The sequence below is a fragment of the Anaerovibrio sp. JC8 genome, assembly GCF_002100115.1.
In the GTDB taxonomy this organism is placed as follows: domain Bacteria; phylum Bacillota; class Negativicutes; order Selenomonadales; family Selenomonadaceae; genus Anaerovibrio.
This window is the reverse complement of the sequence record NZ_ANBM01000003.1, coordinates 244,520-261,730: the sequence shown is the minus strand read 5'-3', so window position 1 is coordinate 261,730 and position 17,211 is coordinate 244,520. Positions and strand designations below refer to the sequence as shown.

20 protein-coding genes are annotated in these 17,211 nt (G+C 46.7%); 17 read left to right on the top strand and 3 right to left on the bottom strand.

The features are described 5' to 3' along the window. Nucleotides 1–139: 139 nt before the first annotated feature. From ylxM to D081_RS12515, 10 genes are all read left to right on the top strand, one after another. Nucleotides 140–517 (top strand): YlxM family DNA-binding protein, encoded by a 378-nt coding sequence (gene ylxM, locus D081_RS04270; RefSeq protein ID WP_369823992.1) that lies wholly within the window; start codon nucleotides 140–142, stop codon nucleotides 515–517. After that, complete coding sequence (gene ffh, locus D081_RS04265; protein ID WP_085022890.1) at nucleotides 514–1,869, top strand: signal recognition particle protein; 1,356 nt, start codon at nucleotides 514–516, stop codon at nucleotides 1,867–1,869. The genes ylxM and ffh overlap by 4 nt, the downstream gene beginning before the upstream one ends. A 66-nt stretch (nucleotides 1,870–1,935) precedes the next feature. After that, complete coding sequence (gene rpsP, locus D081_RS04260; RefSeq protein ID WP_027405572.1) at nucleotides 1,936–2,211, top strand: 30S ribosomal protein S16; 276 nt, start codon at nucleotides 1,936–1,938, stop codon at nucleotides 2,209–2,211. Nucleotides 2,212–2,225: 14 nt separating this feature from the next. Next, nucleotides 2,226–2,456 carry a KH domain-containing protein gene (locus D081_RS04255; protein WP_085022889.1) on the top strand — a complete coding sequence of 77 codons (231 nt, stop codon included), beginning with the start codon at nucleotides 2,226–2,228 and terminating at the stop codon, nucleotides 2,454–2,456. A gap of 78 nt (nucleotides 2,457–2,534) precedes the next feature. Next, nucleotides 2,535–2,942 (top strand): YlqD family protein, encoded by a 408-nt coding sequence (locus D081_RS04250; RefSeq protein WP_085022888.1) that lies wholly within the window; start codon nucleotides 2,535–2,537, stop codon nucleotides 2,940–2,942. Continuing rightward, a complete protein-coding gene (gene rimM / locus D081_RS04245) occupies nucleotides 2,914–3,432 on the top strand; it encodes a ribosome maturation factor RimM (RefSeq protein ID WP_085022887.1) in 519 nt (172 codons plus the stop codon). Before D081_RS04250 ends, rimM begins: the two co-directional genes overlap by 29 nt. Further along, nucleotides 3,432–4,178, top strand: coding sequence for a tRNA (guanosine(37)-N1)-methyltransferase TrmD (gene trmD / locus D081_RS04240; RefSeq protein ID WP_085022886.1), 747 nt, complete (start codon nucleotides 3,432–3,434; stop codon nucleotides 4,176–4,178). The genes rimM and trmD overlap by 1 nt, the downstream gene beginning before the upstream one ends. Before the next feature lie 190 nt (nucleotides 4,179–4,368). Beyond that, entirely contained in the window at nucleotides 4,369–4,593 is a 225-nt protein-coding gene (locus D081_RS04235; RefSeq protein ID WP_085022885.1) for a FeoA family protein, read from the top strand. Between the two features lie 5 nt (nucleotides 4,594–4,598). Next, complete coding sequence (gene feoB, locus D081_RS04230; protein WP_233127416.1) at nucleotides 4,599–6,521, top strand: ferrous iron transport protein B; 1,923 nt, start codon at nucleotides 4,599–4,601, stop codon at nucleotides 6,519–6,521. Nucleotides 6,522–6,536: 15 nt separating this feature from the next. Beyond that, nucleotides 6,537–6,686 (top strand): FeoB-associated Cys-rich membrane protein, encoded by a 150-nt coding sequence (locus tag D081_RS12515; protein WP_143272117.1) that lies wholly within the window; start codon nucleotides 6,537–6,539, stop codon nucleotides 6,684–6,686. A gap of 66 nt (nucleotides 6,687–6,752) precedes the next feature. On the opposite strand, the gene D081_RS04225 is transcribed toward D081_RS12515, so the two are convergent. From D081_RS04225 to D081_RS04215, 3 genes are all read right to left on the bottom strand, one after another. After that, nucleotides 6,753–7,115: a helix-turn-helix domain-containing protein gene (locus D081_RS04225; protein WP_158087552.1), complete on the bottom strand. Its 363-nt coding sequence runs from the start codon at nucleotides 7,113–7,115 to the stop codon at nucleotides 6,753–6,755. 185 nt (nucleotides 7,116–7,300) lie between these two features. Next, nucleotides 7,301–7,603, bottom strand: a complete 303-nt coding sequence (locus D081_RS04220) for a hypothetical protein (RefSeq protein WP_085022883.1) — start codon at nucleotides 7,601–7,603, stop codon at nucleotides 7,301–7,303. Continuing rightward, the gene (locus D081_RS04215; RefSeq protein ID WP_085022882.1) at nucleotides 7,597–8,925 is read right to left on the bottom strand and encodes a GHKL domain-containing protein; all 1,329 of its coding nucleotides are present in this window, start codon (nucleotides 8,923–8,925) and stop codon (nucleotides 7,597–7,599) included. Before D081_RS04215 ends, D081_RS04220 begins: the two co-directional genes overlap by 7 nt. Before the next feature lie 88 nt (nucleotides 8,926–9,013). Between D081_RS04215 and D081_RS04210 the strand changes: the two genes are divergently transcribed. The 7 genes from D081_RS04210 (at nucleotide 9,014) to D081_RS04180 (ending at nucleotide 17,207) form a co-directional block, all read left to right on the top strand. Continuing rightward, the gene (locus D081_RS04210; RefSeq protein ID WP_158087551.1) at nucleotides 9,014–9,742 is read left to right on the top strand and encodes a LytTR family DNA-binding domain-containing protein; all 729 of its coding nucleotides are present in this window, start codon (nucleotides 9,014–9,016) and stop codon (nucleotides 9,740–9,742) included. An 81-nt stretch (nucleotides 9,743–9,823) separates the two neighbouring features. Beyond that, complete coding sequence (locus tag D081_RS04205; RefSeq protein ID WP_085022880.1) at nucleotides 9,824–11,347, top strand: HD domain-containing phosphohydrolase; 1,524 nt, start codon at nucleotides 9,824–9,826, stop codon at nucleotides 11,345–11,347. Nucleotides 11,348–11,364: 17 nt separating this feature from the next. Next, entirely contained in the window at nucleotides 11,365–11,730 is a 366-nt protein-coding gene (locus tag D081_RS04200; RefSeq protein ID WP_085022879.1) for a response regulator, read from the top strand. Nucleotides 11,731–11,741: 11 nt separating this feature from the next. Further along, entirely contained in the window at nucleotides 11,742–14,027 is a 2,286-nt protein-coding gene (locus tag D081_RS04195) for an ATP-binding protein (protein ID WP_085022878.1), read from the top strand. Nucleotides 14,028–14,044: 17 nt separating this feature from the next. Beyond that, entirely contained in the window at nucleotides 14,045–15,241 is a 1,197-nt protein-coding gene (locus D081_RS04190) for an FIST signal transduction protein (protein ID WP_085022877.1), read from the top strand. Between the two features lie 72 nt (nucleotides 15,242–15,313). Then, nucleotides 15,314–16,231 (top strand): LysR family transcriptional regulator, encoded by a 918-nt coding sequence (locus D081_RS04185; RefSeq protein ID WP_085022876.1) that lies wholly within the window; start codon nucleotides 15,314–15,316, stop codon nucleotides 16,229–16,231. A gap of 31 nt (nucleotides 16,232–16,262) precedes the next feature. Then, on the top strand, nucleotides 16,263–17,207 hold the full coding sequence (locus D081_RS04180) for an ABC transporter substrate-binding protein (protein WP_085022875.1): 945 nt from the start codon (nucleotides 16,263–16,265) through the stop codon (nucleotides 17,205–17,207). The last annotated feature ends 4 nt before the right edge of the window (nucleotides 17,208–17,211 follow it).

Below are 17,211 nucleotides of genomic sequence, written 5' to 3'. Positions count from 1 at the left end.
AAAAGCCGATTAACTCAAGTTAATCGGCTTTTCTTATGTAAAACAATAAATATTATATTTGACAAGGGAAAATACTTGACAACGATATACGGTATGGCTATAATAACTATGGTCGGAAAAAGCTATGCCTTGAAAGTGGGTGTTTTCAGTGCTTGAGCAGCGTTTATATCTGGCGGAGCTCTTCGATATTTATGGGCCTTTGCTTACAGATAAACAACAGAAATGTCTTAGCATGCACCTTTTTGAGGACTTCTCCATGTCAGAGATTGGAGAGGATTTGGCAGTTTCCAGACAGGCTGTATATGATATTCTGCACCGCTCGGAGCAGACCATGGCAGCCTACGAAGAAAAGCTCGGCCTGGCCAAGCGTCTCAGACACCAGCGCCAGGAGCTGACAGAGCTTTACGATGATATTTCCCAGCTTTCTTCTATTAATAAGATAGACAAAAAGGAAGCTGATAACATACTTATGAAGCTTGCTCCATATACCAGCAAGGTTCAGGAGGAATTAGATTGATTTTCGAAGGTTTGGCAGATCGTCTGCAGGAAACATTTAAAAAACTTCGCGGACATGGCAAGCTGACAGAGGACGACGTAAACGAAGCCATGCGGGAAGTGCGGATGGCACTTCTTGAGGCCGATGTAAACTTCAAGGTCGTTAAGGACTTTGTAAAGCGCGTGAAGGAACGGGCTATCGGTCAGGATGTCATGGAGGCACTTACGCCGGCTCAGCTTGTTATCAAGATTGTAAACGAAGAACTTACTGAGCTTATGGGCGGCTCCCAGAGCCGTATCAATATGTCCCCAAATCCGCCAACAATTATCATGATGGTGGGTCTGCAGGGTGCTGGTAAGACTACCTCAGCTGGTAAGCTGGGTCTTTCCCTTAAGAAACAGGGCAAGCGTCCAGTACTGGTTGCGGCAGATATATATAGACCAGCGGCTGTTACCCAGCTGCAGGTCATCGGTAAGCAGCTGGATATTCCGGTGTTCTCCATGGAGCCTGGTACGGATGCTGTTACCATTGCTAAGTCATCTTTAAACTATGCATTCACTCATGCTAATGATGTAGTCATCATCGATACCGCTGGTCGACTTCACATCAACGAAGAGCTGATGCAGGAGTTAAAGGATATAAAGGGTCAGGTTAAGCCACATGAGATTCTCTTGGTGGTTGATGCCATGACTGGTCAGGATGCAGTAAATGTAGCTGAAAGCTTCAATAAGGACCTGGGCCTTGATGGTCTGGTACTTACCAAGCTGGACGGTGATTCCCGCGGTGGTGCGGCATTGTCCGTAAAGGCAGTTACTGGCTGTCCTGTAAAATTTGTGGGTATGGGCGAGAAGCTTGAAGCTTTGGAACCATTCTACCCGGATCGTATGGCTTCCCGAATTTTGGGAATGGGCGATGTTCTTTCCTTGATTGAAAAGGCCCAGGCAACCTTTGATGAGGCACAGGCCAAGGAGATGGAGAAGAAGCTCCGTAAGGATGACTTCACTTTGGATGATTTCCTTGACCAGATGCAGCAGATCAAGAAGCTGGGTTCTCTGGAAAACATCATGAGCCTGATTCCTGGCATGGGGGATATCAAGAAGAAGCTTGGCGACAGAGAGGTTGACCTCAATGGCAAGGAAATGCGCCAGGTGGAAGCTATTATCCGCTCCATGACACCAAAGGAAAGAGCCAATACAAGCATCATCAACGGCAGCCGCCGCAAGCGTATTGCAGCCGGCAGCGGCACCAGAGTGCAGGACGTCAACCGTCTCTTGAAGCAGTTTGAGGAAATGCGCAAGATGATGAAGAGAGTTAAAAAGATGCAGGGAGGCCGTAAAGGCTTCGGAGGCTTAAAGCTTCCATTCATGCATTGATATATAAAGTATATCTTCTATATTATAGAGTTTAGATATACCAATCCTAAGGAGGTGAATTTCAAAATGGCAGTTAAGATTCGTCTGAACCGTATGGGTGCAAAGAAGTCCCCATTCTATCGTATTGTTGTAGCTGATTCCCGTGCTCCACGTGATGGCCGTTTCATCGAAATCGTTGGTAACTATGATTCCACTAAGGAGCCAGCAGTTGTTAACATCGACGAAGAGAAGGCTCTCGAATGGATGGCTAAGGGTGCACAGCCTACTGATACCGTTCGTTCCTTATTCTCCAAGCAGGGCATCATGGCAAAGTTTGATGCAGCTAAGCATGCTAAGAACTAAGAAAGAGGCATAGCATGAAAGAGATAGTTGAGATTATCGCGAAGTCCCTGGTAGACAATCCTTCCCAGGTTGTTATCAACGAGAAGGAAGAAGATAATGTAGTCATCTATGAGCTTCATGTTGCTACAGAGGACATGGGTAAGGTAATTGGCAAGCAGGGCCGCATTGCAAAGGCATTGCGTACCGTTGTCAAGGCTGCTGCTACTCGCGAGGATAAAAAAGTTAATGTAGAAATTATAAGCTGATGCATCGGCTTAATATGCGGCAATGTCCACTTTTAGGGGATGCTTGCCGCAATTTCTATAATTGGAGGATTTTTCACAATGGATAGTGTTTTAGTAAAGTTCCCAATGACTATCAAGGCCAAGCTGACTGAGAAGCTGAGAGAGAAGATGCTGGAGGAATTCCGCAATGGTATTACCCAGGCTCAGCTTGAGATTCAGCAGATTAACATCCAGGAGAATCGTGCCCTTTCCGAGGTTGGGGAAGATGATCAGGAACAGGTAGCCATGATTCATCAGCATTTTGGCATCGAGCGTCAGAAGCGCGAGGATTTCGTTGCTCAGACTGAGGCCCGTATTGCTGATACTGAGAAGCTGGTTCTGGGTGCAGAAATCGTTCAGGGTACTACTGAGCGTTTCGTTGAACTGAAAAAAGGCGACAATGTTCGTGACCAGTTTAATGTGGAGGTTGTTGTTGAAGATGACGTTATCATCGCCATCCGCAGCTGATAATCGAATTGTCATTGGTAAAGCAGGAGCTCCTCACGGTATTCGTGGCGAGCTCCGTGTCATTCCATTGACCGATTTTCCGGAGCGGTTTGAAGAATTAAAACAGGTATATGTAGGTGATGAGCTGCTGGACGTGGCATCCGTGAAATACCACAAGCAGTTTGTTATCATCAAATTTAAGCAGTATCTTTCCCGTGAGGAAGTGGCTCAGCTCACCGGCAGCCTTCTCTACGTGGACAAGCAGGACGCTATGCCGCTGGAGGAAGGGGAATACTACACCTTTGATATTATCGGCCTGGAGGTCTTTGATATGGACGGTGTATCCCAGGGCTTTGTTACGGATGTGCTGAAGACCGGTGCCAATGATGTATATGTGGCATCCAAGAAGGGTGAAGCCAAGCAGCTCATGATTCCGGCCCTGAAGGCTGTAGTCAAGGAAATCAATATCAAGGAAGGCCGCATGGTAGTGGACATGCCGGAGGAAATCTGATGCGTATAGATATTCTTTCCCTGTTTCCGGCCATGTTTGAAGGTCCTTTTGGGGACAGCATAACAAAGCGGGCCATTGAGAATGGGATTCTGGATATTCAGATAACCAATCCCCGGGATTTTGCCGAGGGCAAGCACCAGCAGATGGATGATACTCCCTTTGGCGGGGGCAGCGGCATGGTTATTAAGCCGGAGCCTATGTTCAAGGCTGTGCGCCATCTGAAGGAAACCACGGATTTTGCCAACCGCCGGGTGCTTTTAATGAGTCCTGAGGGCAGCGTGTTTAATCAGGCCAAGGCCCGGGAGCTGGCACAGTACGACCAGCTTATCTTTATCTGTGGTCACTACGAGGGCTTTGATGCCCGCATCACGGAAAATCTGGCAGACGAGATAATTTCCATCGGGGATTATGTTCTGACTGGCGGGGAGCTGCCGGCCATGATTATTACGGACGCTGTATCCAGAATGCTGCCGGGGGTATTGGGCTCCGAGGAGTCTGCACCTACCGATTCCTTCTATAACGGCCTGTTGGAGCATCCTCAGTATACCCGCCCGCGGGAGTTTGAGGGCATGAAGGTGCCGGATGTACTCCTTTCCGGGGACCACGCCAAAATCGCCAAATGGCGCCGTGAGAAGTCCTTGGAGATTACCCTGCGTAATCGTCCGGATTTGCTGGAAACCGCGGAGCTCACCAAGGATGACATAAAGTACCTTGATTGGCTCAAGGAACAGGAAATACAGAAATAACAGCAATCATAATGATGATGGCTGTTATTTTTTTGACTAAATGTTGGAAATGAGAGTATTTTTCACTTGACAATACAACTGATAAAGGGTATCATAATCTGTGTTAATGATAGTAATTATCGTTTTTGTTTCATGTAACGAGGACGTTATAAAATGGGAATGATAAAAAACATTACATGGAGGTTTAAGCATGACTCTTAAAGAATGTAAGACAGGCATGACCGTCAGAGTGGAGAGTATTGGCGATTCATTGCTTAAGGAACGGCTCATGACTATGGGTCTTATTCCAGGAACTACCATTAAGGTACTTCGTTCTGCACCGTTAGGTGACCCGATGGCGGTGGGTATCCGTTCGTATAATTTGGCTATGCGCCGTGATGATGCAGAAAAGATTGAAGTAACACAGGTGGGATGATGTAAATGGAAGCAGCAATTATGAATGATAACATTATGAGAGTAGCACTTACCGGTAATCCAAATACCGGCAAGTCCACAATATTTAATGAAATAACAGGGGCAAGACAGAAAATCGGTAACTGGCCTGGCGTAACAGTAGACAAGAAGGAAGGCCATGTAACCTACGGCGGCAAGGAAATTCACGTAATCGACCTGCCAGGTACTTACAGTGTCAATGCCCGCAGCCCGGAGGAAAAAATAGTTATAGATTTCCTTCAGGAGCAGAAGATGGATTTGGTGGTGGATGTTATTGACTCCTCCAACATTGAGCGTAACCTGTTCCTGACCGTGCAGCTCTTGGAGAAGGGCATTCCAATGGTGCTGGATCTGAACATGCAGGATGAGGCCAAACGCCGTGGTGTTAAGATTGACATCAAGAAGCTGGAAAAAATCCTGGGTTATCCAGTAATTGTTACTGTAGCCCGTGATGGCAGCAGCATTAAGAATCTGCTTCACGTATTTACTTCCATTTCCATGGAAAGCTACGGACCAACTGAACGTCTGAATGAGCATATTGCCAAGATTCAGGAGATTGAAAACAGCGGTCTGGAGGGCATGGAACTTCAGGAGGCTATTATCAAGCAGCGTTATGCCTTTATTGACAGCATCATGGACGAGGCTGTGGAGGTAACCAACGCCGGCACCAGCTTCACCGAGAAGGTGGACAGCGTTTTGGCCAATGGTGTGTTGGCACTGCCACTGTTCCTGGCTATTTTGTATGGCGTGTTCCAGATTACCTTTGAGTGGATTGGTCAGCCTATTGCTGATGCCCTGGATGATTTCATTGCCGGGGACTTCACCGACTGGGTGGCAGGAGCCCTGGAAGGGGCTGAGGTTGCTGACTGGATGCAGGCCCTTATCTTAGATGGTATCATCGGTGGTGTAGGTTCCGTTCTGGTATTCGTACCATTGATTTTCATTTTGTTCTTCTGCCTGAGCTTCCTTGATGGAACTGGCTATATGGCCCGTGTTGCATTTATCATGGACCCTATCATGCGCCGGGCTGGTCTTAGCGGTAAGAGTGTTATGCCGCTGATGATGGGCTTTGGTTGCGGTGTGCCTTCCATTATGGGTGCCCGTGCGTTGGATAATGAAAAGGACAGAATCCTGTCCATTTTGGCCGCACCTTTCCTGACCTGCGGCGCTAAACTGCCTATTATGGCTCTCTTTGCAGCCATGTTCTTCCCAGAGGATGCTACTAACGTAGTATTTGCTATGTACATCGTGGGCGTGGTAATGGCCATCGTTTCCACCAAGCTGTTAACTGCAGCCAAGTACAAGGATGAAACAGCTACCTTCCTGTTGGAGCTGCCTCCATATCGTATGCCTGACATGAAGACTGTTCTTCTGGAGACCTGGGACAAGGGTAAGGGTTATCTGGTTAAGGCCGGTACCATTATCTTCGCTGGCTGTATCATCATCTGGTTCCTGGGTGCATTTAACTTCGATGGTATGGTGGAGGAGCAGAGTGAGTCCTTCCTGGCTTCCATCGGTGCAGTTGTAGGTGCCCTCTTTACCTTCCATGGCTTCGGCAACTGGGAGGCCGGTGCAGCAGTTATTTCCGGTATTCTGGCCAAGGAGTCTGTAGTATCTACTATCGGTGTGCTCTATGGTCTGCCAGATGTATCTGCTGAGGCTGAGGATGCTATTGAAACTGCTGAGGCGTTGGGTGCTACTGGTATGGCAGCAGCCTTCACCAGCCTGTCTGCCCTGGCATTTATGGTATTCTCCCAGCTCTACACTCCATGCGTAACTGCATTGGGTACCATCAAGAAGGAAACCAACAGCTGGAAGATGATGTTCTTTGCCGCTGGTTATATGTTTGCCCTGGCTTGGGTAGTATCACTGATTGTTTATCAGGTGGGCCGTCTGCTGGGCTTTGAATAAGAGGAGGTGCCTTTTATGGCAACTTACATTATTGGTGCAGTAATATTGGCGTTGTTTGTTATGGCAACCCGCCATGTAATTAATAATTACCGTTCTGGCAAGCATGATTGCTGTGGTACAGATTGCAGCGGTGGCTGCAACTGTGGCTGTGGCGGACATAAATAAAGCTTTATAAAAAAACGAGAGATGTAGCAATGAAAATTGCTGCATCTCTTTTTTACGTTGTGGATATTAATGTTTGTCTTCCCAATATGGCTCCAGACAGGCGGTGACGATTTTCTGTATATGCTCCGGGGCCCTGTGGTACGCATCAAGGAGCTTCTTGTCGGCATTTTTTTCCGGGTTTGGATCCTCAGGCCCGGGGGACACAATATCTATAACCACTGGCTTTTGGGTTTTGCCGGCCATATAGTTCATGTCTACCTTGAAAAATTTGGCGAATATATCCAAAACCTCCAGGGTAGGCTCCCTTTGTCCACTTTCGTACATGGAAATAGCACTTTGGCTTATTTTGGACAGATCGGAAAATTCCTTTTGGGTCAAGTCCTTGGCCAGACGCAGTTCCTTTAATCTATGTGCAAAATCCGTACTCATAACAGCCACATCCTCTGAGTTCATTCTTTGATATTATCATTATATCGTATTTTTGCATCAAAGAACCAGCGGCAAACATCAAAAGGTCTAAAAATTCATCACTTTTTCGAAAATCCCATCACTTTTTGATTTGCTATGGATTTTTCTGGATATTTGTTGTATTTTCATGACAGTAGGATTATCTGTCATTCCTTCATTTCTCTGATGGCGGCTTCCTGTTTTTCAATGTGCTCCAGGGCGGCAGCTATGTCCTCGTCCTTTAAAAGAGCGTAGAGCATGCGGTAGTGGTGCCGCAGGTCGTGGCGCAGTATACGGGTGGTATTGATATCTCTTTTTATCAGGGCCGCCTCGTGTTTAAGGGAATTCAGCCGCAGGGTCAGCAGGTCATTGGCTTCCTCTTTTTTGATATTGTCATGGAGCTCCTTATGAAATATGAGGAAGACTATGAGCAGCTGACTTAAGGTGAGGGCAATGGCAATCATCAACATGGCAACTTATCCTCCCAGTATATGGTTACACGGGCCCAACCATTTTCGCAGTTGAAGTCAGCGTATCCGTCGTATTTGTTCAGGAATGTTTTTAAGGACAGCATGCCAATACCATGGCCGGAGTGATTGGCCTTTGGCAGTCCATCCTCTCCAAGCTTCAGGCTGCCGTTGAAGGTATTGGCAATTTCCAGTACACATTGGGATCCATTGTGCTGCAAAATAAGGGTAATCTGCCGCAGACCATGTTCCTTGATGCAGGCCAGCAGGGCATTTTCCAGAAGATTGGCCAGAAGCACCGACAAATCATTTTCATCGGTTTTCATGTCACGGGGCAGATTGACCTTGGGGATTATTTCTATCCCCGCATTTTTGGCACGGTTCAAATATATGGAGATGGCTGCATTTACTATGGCGTTATCGGTGTAGGGTAAAATGGTCCCCGCAGACAGCTTTTCCTCCTGCTCCTCGATATATGACTTGGCACCCTCAAGGTTGCCGTAATTAATCAGCTGACGCAGCTGCTCGTAGGTTTCAAGAAGACTGTCCAGCTGCTTTTGTACCTGATTTTTGTTGTCAGCAGCCAAAAGACGGGCTTCCTCAAGATAAAGCAGCTCCTGCTTCATAACGCTTTTATTGTGCTGGAGGCGCTTTCGTTCATATATCTGTTTGGCTGTGCCCATTATGTAGTGGTAGGTAAATACGAAGGCTGCCGGCAACAGCAGTCTGGCCAGCCGTTCCTCCCAGGAATGCCAGAGAGTGCGGTCGCTTATCATGGCCACGTAGCCCAAGGTCATAATGAATGGCAATATGGCTATGTAAATCCGTACCTTGTGGCGGGTGAAAAGGGAAAAGGTGGGCAGAAGGGTTTTGAAAAAATAGCGGGACAGTGGCAAAAGCATCAAAAAGAATATAATATATATACAGGCTTCGGCCTGCAAGACTTCTTCTACGGCATAATCCATAAAGAAGAAGGCCAATACCACACAGCTGAGACTGTGTATGATAAATGACCACAGCAAGGACATGCTTATTACAAAGGTATGGTGAAGAAGCTGCCGGGGAATGGCATCCATCAGAAGGTACTGATAGGGAATCCAGCCCAGCAAAAGAGCAGCCTTGTAGCCGGCCACCGTTATGCCAATATGGGAAAAGGCAAGGGCATAGCCACCAATAACCCCAAGGCTGAGCAGGGCGATGTTTTTCCACAGGCTCCCTTTGGCTGTAGGGGTAAACTGTTCCTCAAAGGCATAATACCGCAGGTAAATGCCGGCTATTTGGATAAGGGTGATCTGAAAAGCAAATAAAAATACCACCCACATCATATTTTCACCTCACAAAAAAATCGTATGTATATTATAACGCCATTATATAAATTTTTGAAATAAACTTTAAATGAAAGGAGGGTGGCTTATGAGAATTGCCATAGCAGATGATTTGGAGACTGACCTGCAGGTGGCAGCATCCAAGGTGCGGCAATATATAGAAGCTGCGTATCCCGAGGCAATGAAAAATTTTGAGCTGGATACCTTTCCAAGTGCCGAGGCATTATTGGAAAGCTTTGAAGCGGGAAAATATGAATTGCTTATATTGGATATATTTATGGCAGATATGACCGGCATGGAGGCAGCAGAGGCCATCCGTCTTCAGGATGAAAAGGTGCCTATTGTATTTTTGACCACCAGCCAGGATTATATGCTGGAGGGGTATCGGGTGTTTGCGGCCGGGTACCTGCTGAAGCCGCTGACAGAGCATTTGGAAGAATTTTCCCACACCATGGGCCATATCCTACCTTCCATACTTGAAGAGGAATGCTTTATTTCCACAACGGTTAATGGTGAGGAGCTGGAAGTACTTGTCAGTAAGATAGTTTACCTTGATATAAATGTAAGGCATAAATTGTGTATTCATCTAGTGGATACGGTTTTTGAAACACCGATGCTGTATCATCAGTGTCAGGAGCTGTTGATTGACAGGAAAAATTTTATTGAGTGCCATCACAGGATTATAATTAATATGGATTATGTTAAACGCATGGAGGCAGACAGTTTTCTCATGCAGAATGGGGACAGTGTGCCCATAAGTCAGCGGCGTAAAAAGGAGACCAAGGCATTGTTTATGCATTATTTGGTTCATCGTTGAGAAAATACAGGCGTAAATATCAGGGCAGAGGTTAAAGCACTTTGGGGCTTGCCTCTGCTCTTTTTAATGGGATAAAACATTTTGACAAATGTAGCAAATAAGGTAATATATAATGTAGGGGATTTATACGAAAATTCATTACATGATGGTGATAATATGGAACATGATGTAAGGCAATTTGATGGGGAAAACACCGGTGATACCGGTGAAATAATAAAAAAACTCAGCTTTTTAAATACCAAGGAAGGGCTGCAGCAATGCATGGATGATGCGGATTTTTACCTTGATATTGTCAGCACCTATGTGGAGGACAATGTGCTGAATGATATGCAGACCTGCTATCTGGGCAATGATTGGGCCGGCTATCGGGTAAAGGTTCATGCGCTTAAGAGCTCTTCTGCCTATATTGGTGCCGAGGAGCTGAGGGCAAAGGCAAAGCGCATGGAGGACGCGGCCAAGCAGGAGGATGTGGAGTATATCAACATGAACCATCATCCTTTGGTGGCCATGTATGAGGATATACTCAGAAATATTGCTGCTGTTTTGCCGAAGCGCATCAATTTTGAGGGCAGCTCTCCAATAAAGCAGTTTACTATTTCCGTGGTGGATGACAGCCGTCTGAACCGTCAGGTGGTGGAGGAGGTTTTGTCCAGCACGTACAATATTAAGGAAGCGGCCTCGGGACAGGAGTTTTTCCAGCAGCTGGAGGAGGGGTTCCTGCCTGATTTGGTGCTGTTGGATGTACACATGCCCCGTGAGACCGGTCATGATATTATTGGTAAGCTGAAGGACGATGAACGGTATGCCCATATTCCTGTGGTGTTTATGACCCATGACAATGACCTTTCTACCGAGCTGCAGGGCTTTAAGGAGGGGGCAGTGGATTTTATTACCAAGCCTCTTAATCCGTCATTGCTTTTGGCCAGAATAAACCGGATTCTGGATTTGTATTATCTGCAGTCCAAGCTCCAGGAGGAGGTCCAGATACGGACCCAGGCCATTGTTGAGAAGACTCAGCAGATGACGGTGATGTTTGAGCAGATTATTCAGGCCCTGGCCAACACCATTGATGCCAAGGACAAATACACCAAGGGCCATTCGGACAGGGTGGCAAAATACAGTGTGATGATAGGATCCCAGCTGGGATATACGGAGATGCAGCTGATGCATCTAAAGTATGCAGCACTTCTTCATGATATAGGCAAGATAGGTGTTCCCGATGGGATAATCAACAAGACCGGCCCACTGACGGATGAGGAGTTTGAGATTATTAAGACCCATCCTGTTATTGGTGGGGATATTCTTAAGACTATTACTTCTGTTGAGGATATATATAATGGCGCCATGTATCATCATGAGCACTATGATGGAACGGGGTATCCAAAGGGGCTGGCAGGGAAGGAAATCCCGGAAATGGCCAGAATTATTAATGTGGCTGATTCCTACGATGCCATGACCTCAAGACGGTCATACCGTGACAGGCTGGAGCAGCATGTGGTGCGGGGAGAGATTGCAAGGGGACTGGATACACAGTTTGACCCGATTATTGGTAGTTTGATGCTGCAAATTATAGATGAAGACACTGAATTTACACTGCATGAATAGAAAGGGGAAATCTTTTCATGAAGAAAATTTTGGTTGTAGATGATAATGTGGTTAATCTGAAATTCGTGGATAAAATGCTGAAAACAAACGAAAACTACAAGCCTGTACTGGTGCCAAGCGGCAGCAAGGCTCTTCAGTTTTTGTCGAAGAATGTGCCTGATTTGATTTTATTGGATATCCTCATGCCGGAAATGGACGGCTATCAGGTGCTGGAGGAAATCAGAAAAATGCCGGAGGTGGCAGATGTGCCGGTGTTGTTTCTCACAGCCGAGGAGGATGAGGGCCTGAGGGATAAAATCAGGTCGGTAGGGGCTCAGGGGTTGTTGCTTAAGCCGTTTAAACAGGAGACTTTGCTTGAACTGGTAGACCAGTACTTGGCATAGGGGGTAACGGGATGCAGGAGAATGAGAACGAGAACGAAGCCACGTTGAAAGCCTTGCAGATTGAGCTAAAACGGGCCAATCGTGAGATTAAGCGGCTTCAAAGAGAAAATAATATTCTGGCAGCCCTGGCGGAGCAGGCCAACAAGTTCCGTGAATACAGCGAGCACTCCAAGGGCCAGCAGGTGTTTTATAATGCCATGCTGCTTCAAAATTCGCCTAATATCTCCATCATGCTTGATATGGACCTTAACACAGTCATGGCCACGGAGCCATTCTTTCAGCGGTCCAGCTATACCTTTGAGCAGATAAATGATGGAGTGTATATCTATGACCTTTTTGAGGGGCTCATGGACAGTATAGGCCGCCGTCATATTGAGGAAATGTGCAAGGAAACCCGTGACGAGGGCAAAAATATCCAGTACATGGACCGCATGGATGTCCACGGCATGGAGGAGAATTTTGATATTTACGTCAGACCGGCCATAAACCAGGACAAGGAAATTGCCGGGGTTATGCTGATTATGGTGGATATTACGGATATTATCCGGGCCAAGGAGAGGGCTGAGAGCGCAGACCGTGCCAAGTCCAGCTTCCTTGCCAATATGTCCCATGAAATCCGTACTCCGATGAACGCCATAAATGGTATGTCCGAGTTTATTATCCGTGATACCACGGATTCCTTTGCCAGGGAGAATGCCCTGCTGATAAAGAGTGCTTCTGCTTCGTTGCTGGCCATCATAAATGATATTCTGGACTTTTCCAAAATCGAGGCCGGCAAGATGGATATCATCAATACTCCTTATCAGATGTCCTCCATTATCAATGACGTTATGACCATGATAGGCATTCGTCTTAAGGACAAGGACGTTGAGCTGATAATGGATATTGACGAGAATATTCCATATAGTCTGGTGGGGGATGAAATCCGCATAAAGCAGGTTATGGTAAACCTGTTGAATAATGCCGTTAAATTTACCCATAATGGCTACATCAAGATGAAGATGTGGTTTGAAAAGCTGCCTGATGAAAATGCCATTAAGATATTCTCCTGCGTGGAGGATACAGGGTGTGGCATCAAGCCAACGGATCTGGTGAAGCTTTTCTCCAGCTTCGAGCAGGTGGATACCAAGAGAAACCGCTCTGTGGAGGGCACCGGTCTGGGACTGGCCATCAGTAAGCGACTTTGCCGCTCCATGGGAGGCGACATTACTGTAGACAGTATTTATGGCAAGGGCAGTATCTTTACATGGACAGTGGTAAACAAGGTTGATGACTGGAAGCCTATGGGCAAGCTGAACAAGGATGACAGCCTCTTCCAGCGGAAGCTGTTCAAGTATACCTTTACGGCTGAGGAGGCCAGTGTTCTCATCGTTGATGATAACAGGGTAAATCTTAAGGTGGCAGAGGGGATGCTGGCACCATACAAGGTGAAGACCACCTGTGTGGAAAGCGGTGCCGAGGCCCTGAATCTGCTGACCAATGAGAAGTTTGACATTGTATTTATGGACCACATGATGCCGATTATGGATGGCGTGGAATGTATGTACAAAATTCGTGAGATTCCCGGCTGTCAGTACACGGTGGTAATAGCCCTTACGGCCAATGCCATCAGCGGCATGAAGGAACAGTATCTGGAGTATGGCTTCCAGGGCTTTTTGGCAAAGCCGATTGAGGCCAAGGAGCTGGATGACTGCCTGCAGCAGTTCCTGCCGGAGGAGAAGATAAATGAGCTGGATAAGCCGTTTACTTCCCATACAGATAATATAGACCAGGATATCCTAAAGCAGGTTTACAATGATGGCCGCAAGAAGATGAAGCTCTTGGGAAGCCTTATTGAAAATGAGGATTATGCCAACTATATCATTGAGGTTCATGCCCTAAAGACCGTGGCGGCTATCATCAATCAAAAGGAATTGTCCCAGATGGCCCGAGAGCATGAGATGGCAGGCAAGGACGGCAATTTTGATTTCATCAGGCGAAACTTTGATAAGCTTATGGCCAAGTATGCATCTGTCATTGCTTATCTTGGAGACTATTTTGCTGATGATATATATGAGAAGAAGGAAGAAGAGGAGCTGGCGGAAATATCCAAGCAGGAGATGGACCGTATCGTAAATGATATGGAATCAGCCATTGGAGATTTTGATCTGGATATTTTCGAGGAGCTGCGTTCAAAGCTTTCAAAGTTTAAGGTAAGCGATGAGCAGCGGGAGCTTTTGGGCAAAATGAAGGATGCAGGAGACGATTTCGATTATGATGCCCTGGAGAAGCTCATTAACCAGTGGAGTAAAACATAATTTTAGAGGTGTGCAGGATGCAGTCTATAGCTGTTTTTACAAAAAATATGGATGATTTGGATTTGGGTGTGGCAGAGCTCAAGGAAAGCCTGAAGGACTTTAAGTTTGGCAGAAATTCCCTGGGAATTGTGTTTGCCCACGCAGAGACAGACTTTGAGGAATTGGGTGCAAAGCTGAGGGAGGAATTTAAATTCCCTATCATGGGCTGCAGCGCCATGTCACTGTTTTCGGAGCAGCAGGGCTACGCCAAGGAGGGCATATCCTTCCATGTGTTTACTGCTGATGATTGCAGCTTTGCTGCGGGCATGACCGGGGAGCTGACAGAGGACAATTATAAGTCTGAAATCAGAAAGACCTTTAATGCCCTTAAGAATGATCTGGGAGGCTGGAGACCAAAGGTAATTATCACCTATGCAGTCAAAAATAATAAGATTCCCGGTGATGAATTCGTCAATGTTCTTGACGAGGTCAGCGGCGGGATACCGATTTTTGGTGGCTTCTGCTCTGATAACTTTGTATTCGATGAGTGCAGTGTAATGCTGAATTCCCAGATGAATCGGAAAGGTATGGTTATGGTCCTTATTGGGGGCAATACCAAGCCGGTTATAAAGGGCGAGTTTTCCGTGGAGACAGTGGCAGATTTTGATGAAACTGTTACTGAGGCCAGGGGGAACGTGGTTTATAGGCTTGGCAACAAGACTCTGGTGGAGTCCTTGCAGGCCGCCGGCTTTGATTTGGAGGCCAAGGATCTGCTGATGCAGTTTGTGGGGTCTCCGTTCCTGGTGACCTACACTACCCCTGAAGGGGATGAGATACAGGTAATCCGTAACCTTGATGGCATTGATTTGGAAACTGGTGCGGGAATCTTTTTGGGCAGTGTCCCGGAGGGAGCCAACATCCAGCTGGCCATGTTCAGCCGCAAGGATGTGGCCCGTTCCGTGGCCAAGGCCATTCAGTCTGCCATTGTGGATGTGGCCAATGAGCATAAGCATGAGTATACTACGGCTATAATTACCTCCTGCGTATCCAGGCTGATGACCTTCAGCAATTCGGATATGATGGATGAGACCAAGGGCTATTCCGCAGTTATTCCTCATAGCATCAGATTTTCCGGAATGTATTCATACGGCGAGTTTTGCCCTATAATTTCCAAGTCAACGGGCAATCTCCACAACTGCTTCCATAATGCAACCTTCTCCTTTATTGTTTTGTAAGAAAAACCAATATACATAGAGTGCGCAAAGCACCATGAGAATTAATGAAATGAAATGTTCGGGGGCATTATAATGGATTTAAGACAGTTAGAGTATTTTTGTGCCATCAGCAGGCTGGAGAATTTTACCAGAACTGCTGAATATCTCCACGTTTCACAGCCGTCGGTCACCAAGGCCATCAAGGCGTTGGAAAATGAGTTGAAGCTGACTCTCATTGACCGCCGCCAAAAGCATGTGACTCTGACCAAGGAAGGCAAGGCTTTTTTGCTCCATGCTGAAAAGATTATGCAGGATGTGGAGGATACCAGGCAGGATATGGCACGGTTCCAGCAGGAAAAGCTGGGGACAGTTCATTTTGGCATACCGCCTATGGTGGAGGCCTATCTGTTTCCGGATTTGTTTACCAGCTTTAAGGATATGTATCCTGACATGAGCCTGGATGTAAAGGAATACAGTGATTCCACGGAGGTTTTGCAGAAGGCCGACAAGGGAGAGCTGGATTTTGGTATTATTTTTACAGATGAGCTAAGTGACAGCGACCATGAAATGCTGATTCAGACGGATAATTTAAGTCTGTGTGTCAGCCCGGAGGTGTCCTTGGCCGAGAAAAACAATATTGAATTTGATGATCTGCGTAATGAGCAGTTTATTATGCAGCAGTCCAACACCTATCAGTATCAGCATGTGTATGAGCGCTGTGTGGAGCGGGGCTTTGTGCCCAATATTTTGTTGTGTACCACCCAGCTGAAAACCATCAAGCAGCTGGTGGCCAATCGCCTTGGTATTTCTGTACTTCCGGATTTTGTTACCCGGGAGGAGACCAAATTCGTTCGTCGTCAGCTGACACCGCCTCTTACAGTGCATATTTGCCTGTATTGGGGTAAGGACAAGGAGCTTAGCGACAGGGATGTAAGGTTTTTAAATTTTATGAAGCAGTATATTGCTTCCGAGGATTTTACAAAGAACTTCCAGCCAGTGGAAAACGACTAGCTGGAAGGCTAGTCAACTGGAGGGATTTGCTATGAGTTTTTTTAAATCCGCCATGATTTTGGCATTGTCACTGATAATGCTTGTCATGGTCGGTTGTGGCAATAATAATGCCGCCAAGCAAAGCAGTAGTGACAATGAAATTGTTGTCACCGATGATGTGGGGAGAGAAGTTAAGCTCCCTGGTCCACCACAGCGGATCGTGGTGCTGTCGGCATCTTTTTTGGAGCCCTTGCATCTGTTGGGAGGAAATATCGTAGGACGTCCTACTTCCCAGGTTGCTCCTGATTTTGCCAAGGATATTGCAGTTGTGGGCAAGTCCATACAGGTGGATGTGGAAAAGGTCCTGTCCCTTAATCCTGATCTGGTGGTTATCCATCATGGCGTTAATGAAAAGCTCATTAAAGTGCTGGAGGATAACGGCATACCATCCATTGTGCTTAAGTCCAAAACCTATGAGGATGTAAAGCGGGAGCTGGAAATCTTCGGACAGGTAACAGGGGAAAAGGACAAGGCGGCAGCGGCCATAGGGGATATGGACAAGAAAATTGCCGCCATCAAGGGGAAGCTGCCTAAGGAAGAAAAGCGGGTGGCGGTGCTCTTTAGCTCCTCCCAGAATCTCAATATTCAGCTCAGCGGCAGTATTGCCGGCTCCGTGGTGAAGGATTTTGGCTGGAAAAATGTGGCAGAGGGTCTGACTCCAATGGAAAAGAACCCTGATGCAACTCCATACAGTATGGAGACCATGGTGGAGCAGAATCCGGAGATCCTCTATGTGGTAACCATGGGCAATGCCAAGTCCCAGGAAGATAATCTACTTGGTGAAATGAAGAAGAATCCGGCCTGGAATGCCATTAATGCAGTGCAGAACAACAAGGTGTATTTCCTGCCTCAGGACCTGTTTCTTTTGAGTCCTGGCCTTAACTATCCTAAGTGCTATCAGGAGATGGCCAAGAAGGTTTATCCAGAGCTGTTTTAAAGGA

Bases quoted from the DNA above. Each gene is read 5' to 3' on its own strand.
- D081_RS04250 (WP_085022888.1), top strand. From the start codon at position 2,535: ATGGATAGTGTTTTAGTAAAGTTCCCAATGACTATCAAGGCCAAGCTG.
- D081_RS04200 (WP_085022879.1), top strand. From the start codon at position 11,365: ATGAAGAAAATTTTGGTTGTAGATGATAATGTGGTTAATCTGAAATTC.
- D081_RS12515 (WP_143272117.1), top strand. From the start codon at position 6,537: ATGGCAACTTACATTATTGGTGCAGTAATATTGGCGTTGTTTGTTATG.
- rpsP (WP_027405572.1), top strand. From the start codon at position 1,936: ATGGCAGTTAAGATTCGTCTGAACCGTATGGGTGCAAAGAAGTCCCCA.
- D081_RS04185 (WP_085022876.1), top strand. From the start codon at position 15,314: ATGGATTTAAGACAGTTAGAGTATTTTTGTGCCATCAGCAGGCTGGAG.
- D081_RS04255 (WP_085022889.1), top strand. From the start codon at position 2,226: ATGAAAGAGATAGTTGAGATTATCGCGAAGTCCCTGGTAGACAATCCT.
- D081_RS04225 (WP_158087552.1), bottom strand. From the start codon at position 7,115: ATGAGTACGGATTTTGCACATAGATTAAAGGAACTGCGTCTGGCCAAG.
- D081_RS04220 (WP_085022883.1), bottom strand. From the start codon at position 7,603: ATGTTGATGATTGCCATTGCCCTCACCTTAAGTCAGCTGCTCATAGTC.
- D081_RS04195 (WP_085022878.1), top strand. From the start codon at position 11,742: ATGCAGGAGAATGAGAACGAGAACGAAGCCACGTTGAAAGCCTTGCAG.
- trmD (WP_085022886.1), top strand. From the start codon at position 3,432: ATGCGTATAGATATTCTTTCCCTGTTTCCGGCCATGTTTGAAGGTCCT.
- D081_RS04190 (WP_085022877.1), top strand. From the start codon at position 14,045: ATGCAGTCTATAGCTGTTTTTACAAAAAATATGGATGATTTGGATTTG.
- feoB (WP_233127416.1), top strand. From the start codon at position 4,599: ATGGAAGCAGCAATTATGAATGATAACATTATGAGAGTAGCACTTACC.
- D081_RS04235 (WP_085022885.1), top strand. From the start codon at position 4,369: ATGACTCTTAAAGAATGTAAGACAGGCATGACCGTCAGAGTGGAGAGT.
- D081_RS04210 (WP_158087551.1), top strand. From the start codon at position 9,014: ATGAGAATTGCCATAGCAGATGATTTGGAGACTGACCTGCAGGTGGCA.
- D081_RS04180 (WP_085022875.1), top strand. From the start codon at position 16,263: ATGAGTTTTTTTAAATCCGCCATGATTTTGGCATTGTCACTGATAATG.
- rimM (WP_085022887.1), top strand. From the start codon at position 2,914: ATGACGTTATCATCGCCATCCGCAGCTGATAATCGAATTGTCATTGGT.
- D081_RS04215 (WP_085022882.1), bottom strand. From the start codon at position 8,925: ATGATGTGGGTGGTATTTTTATTTGCTTTTCAGATCACCCTTATCCAA.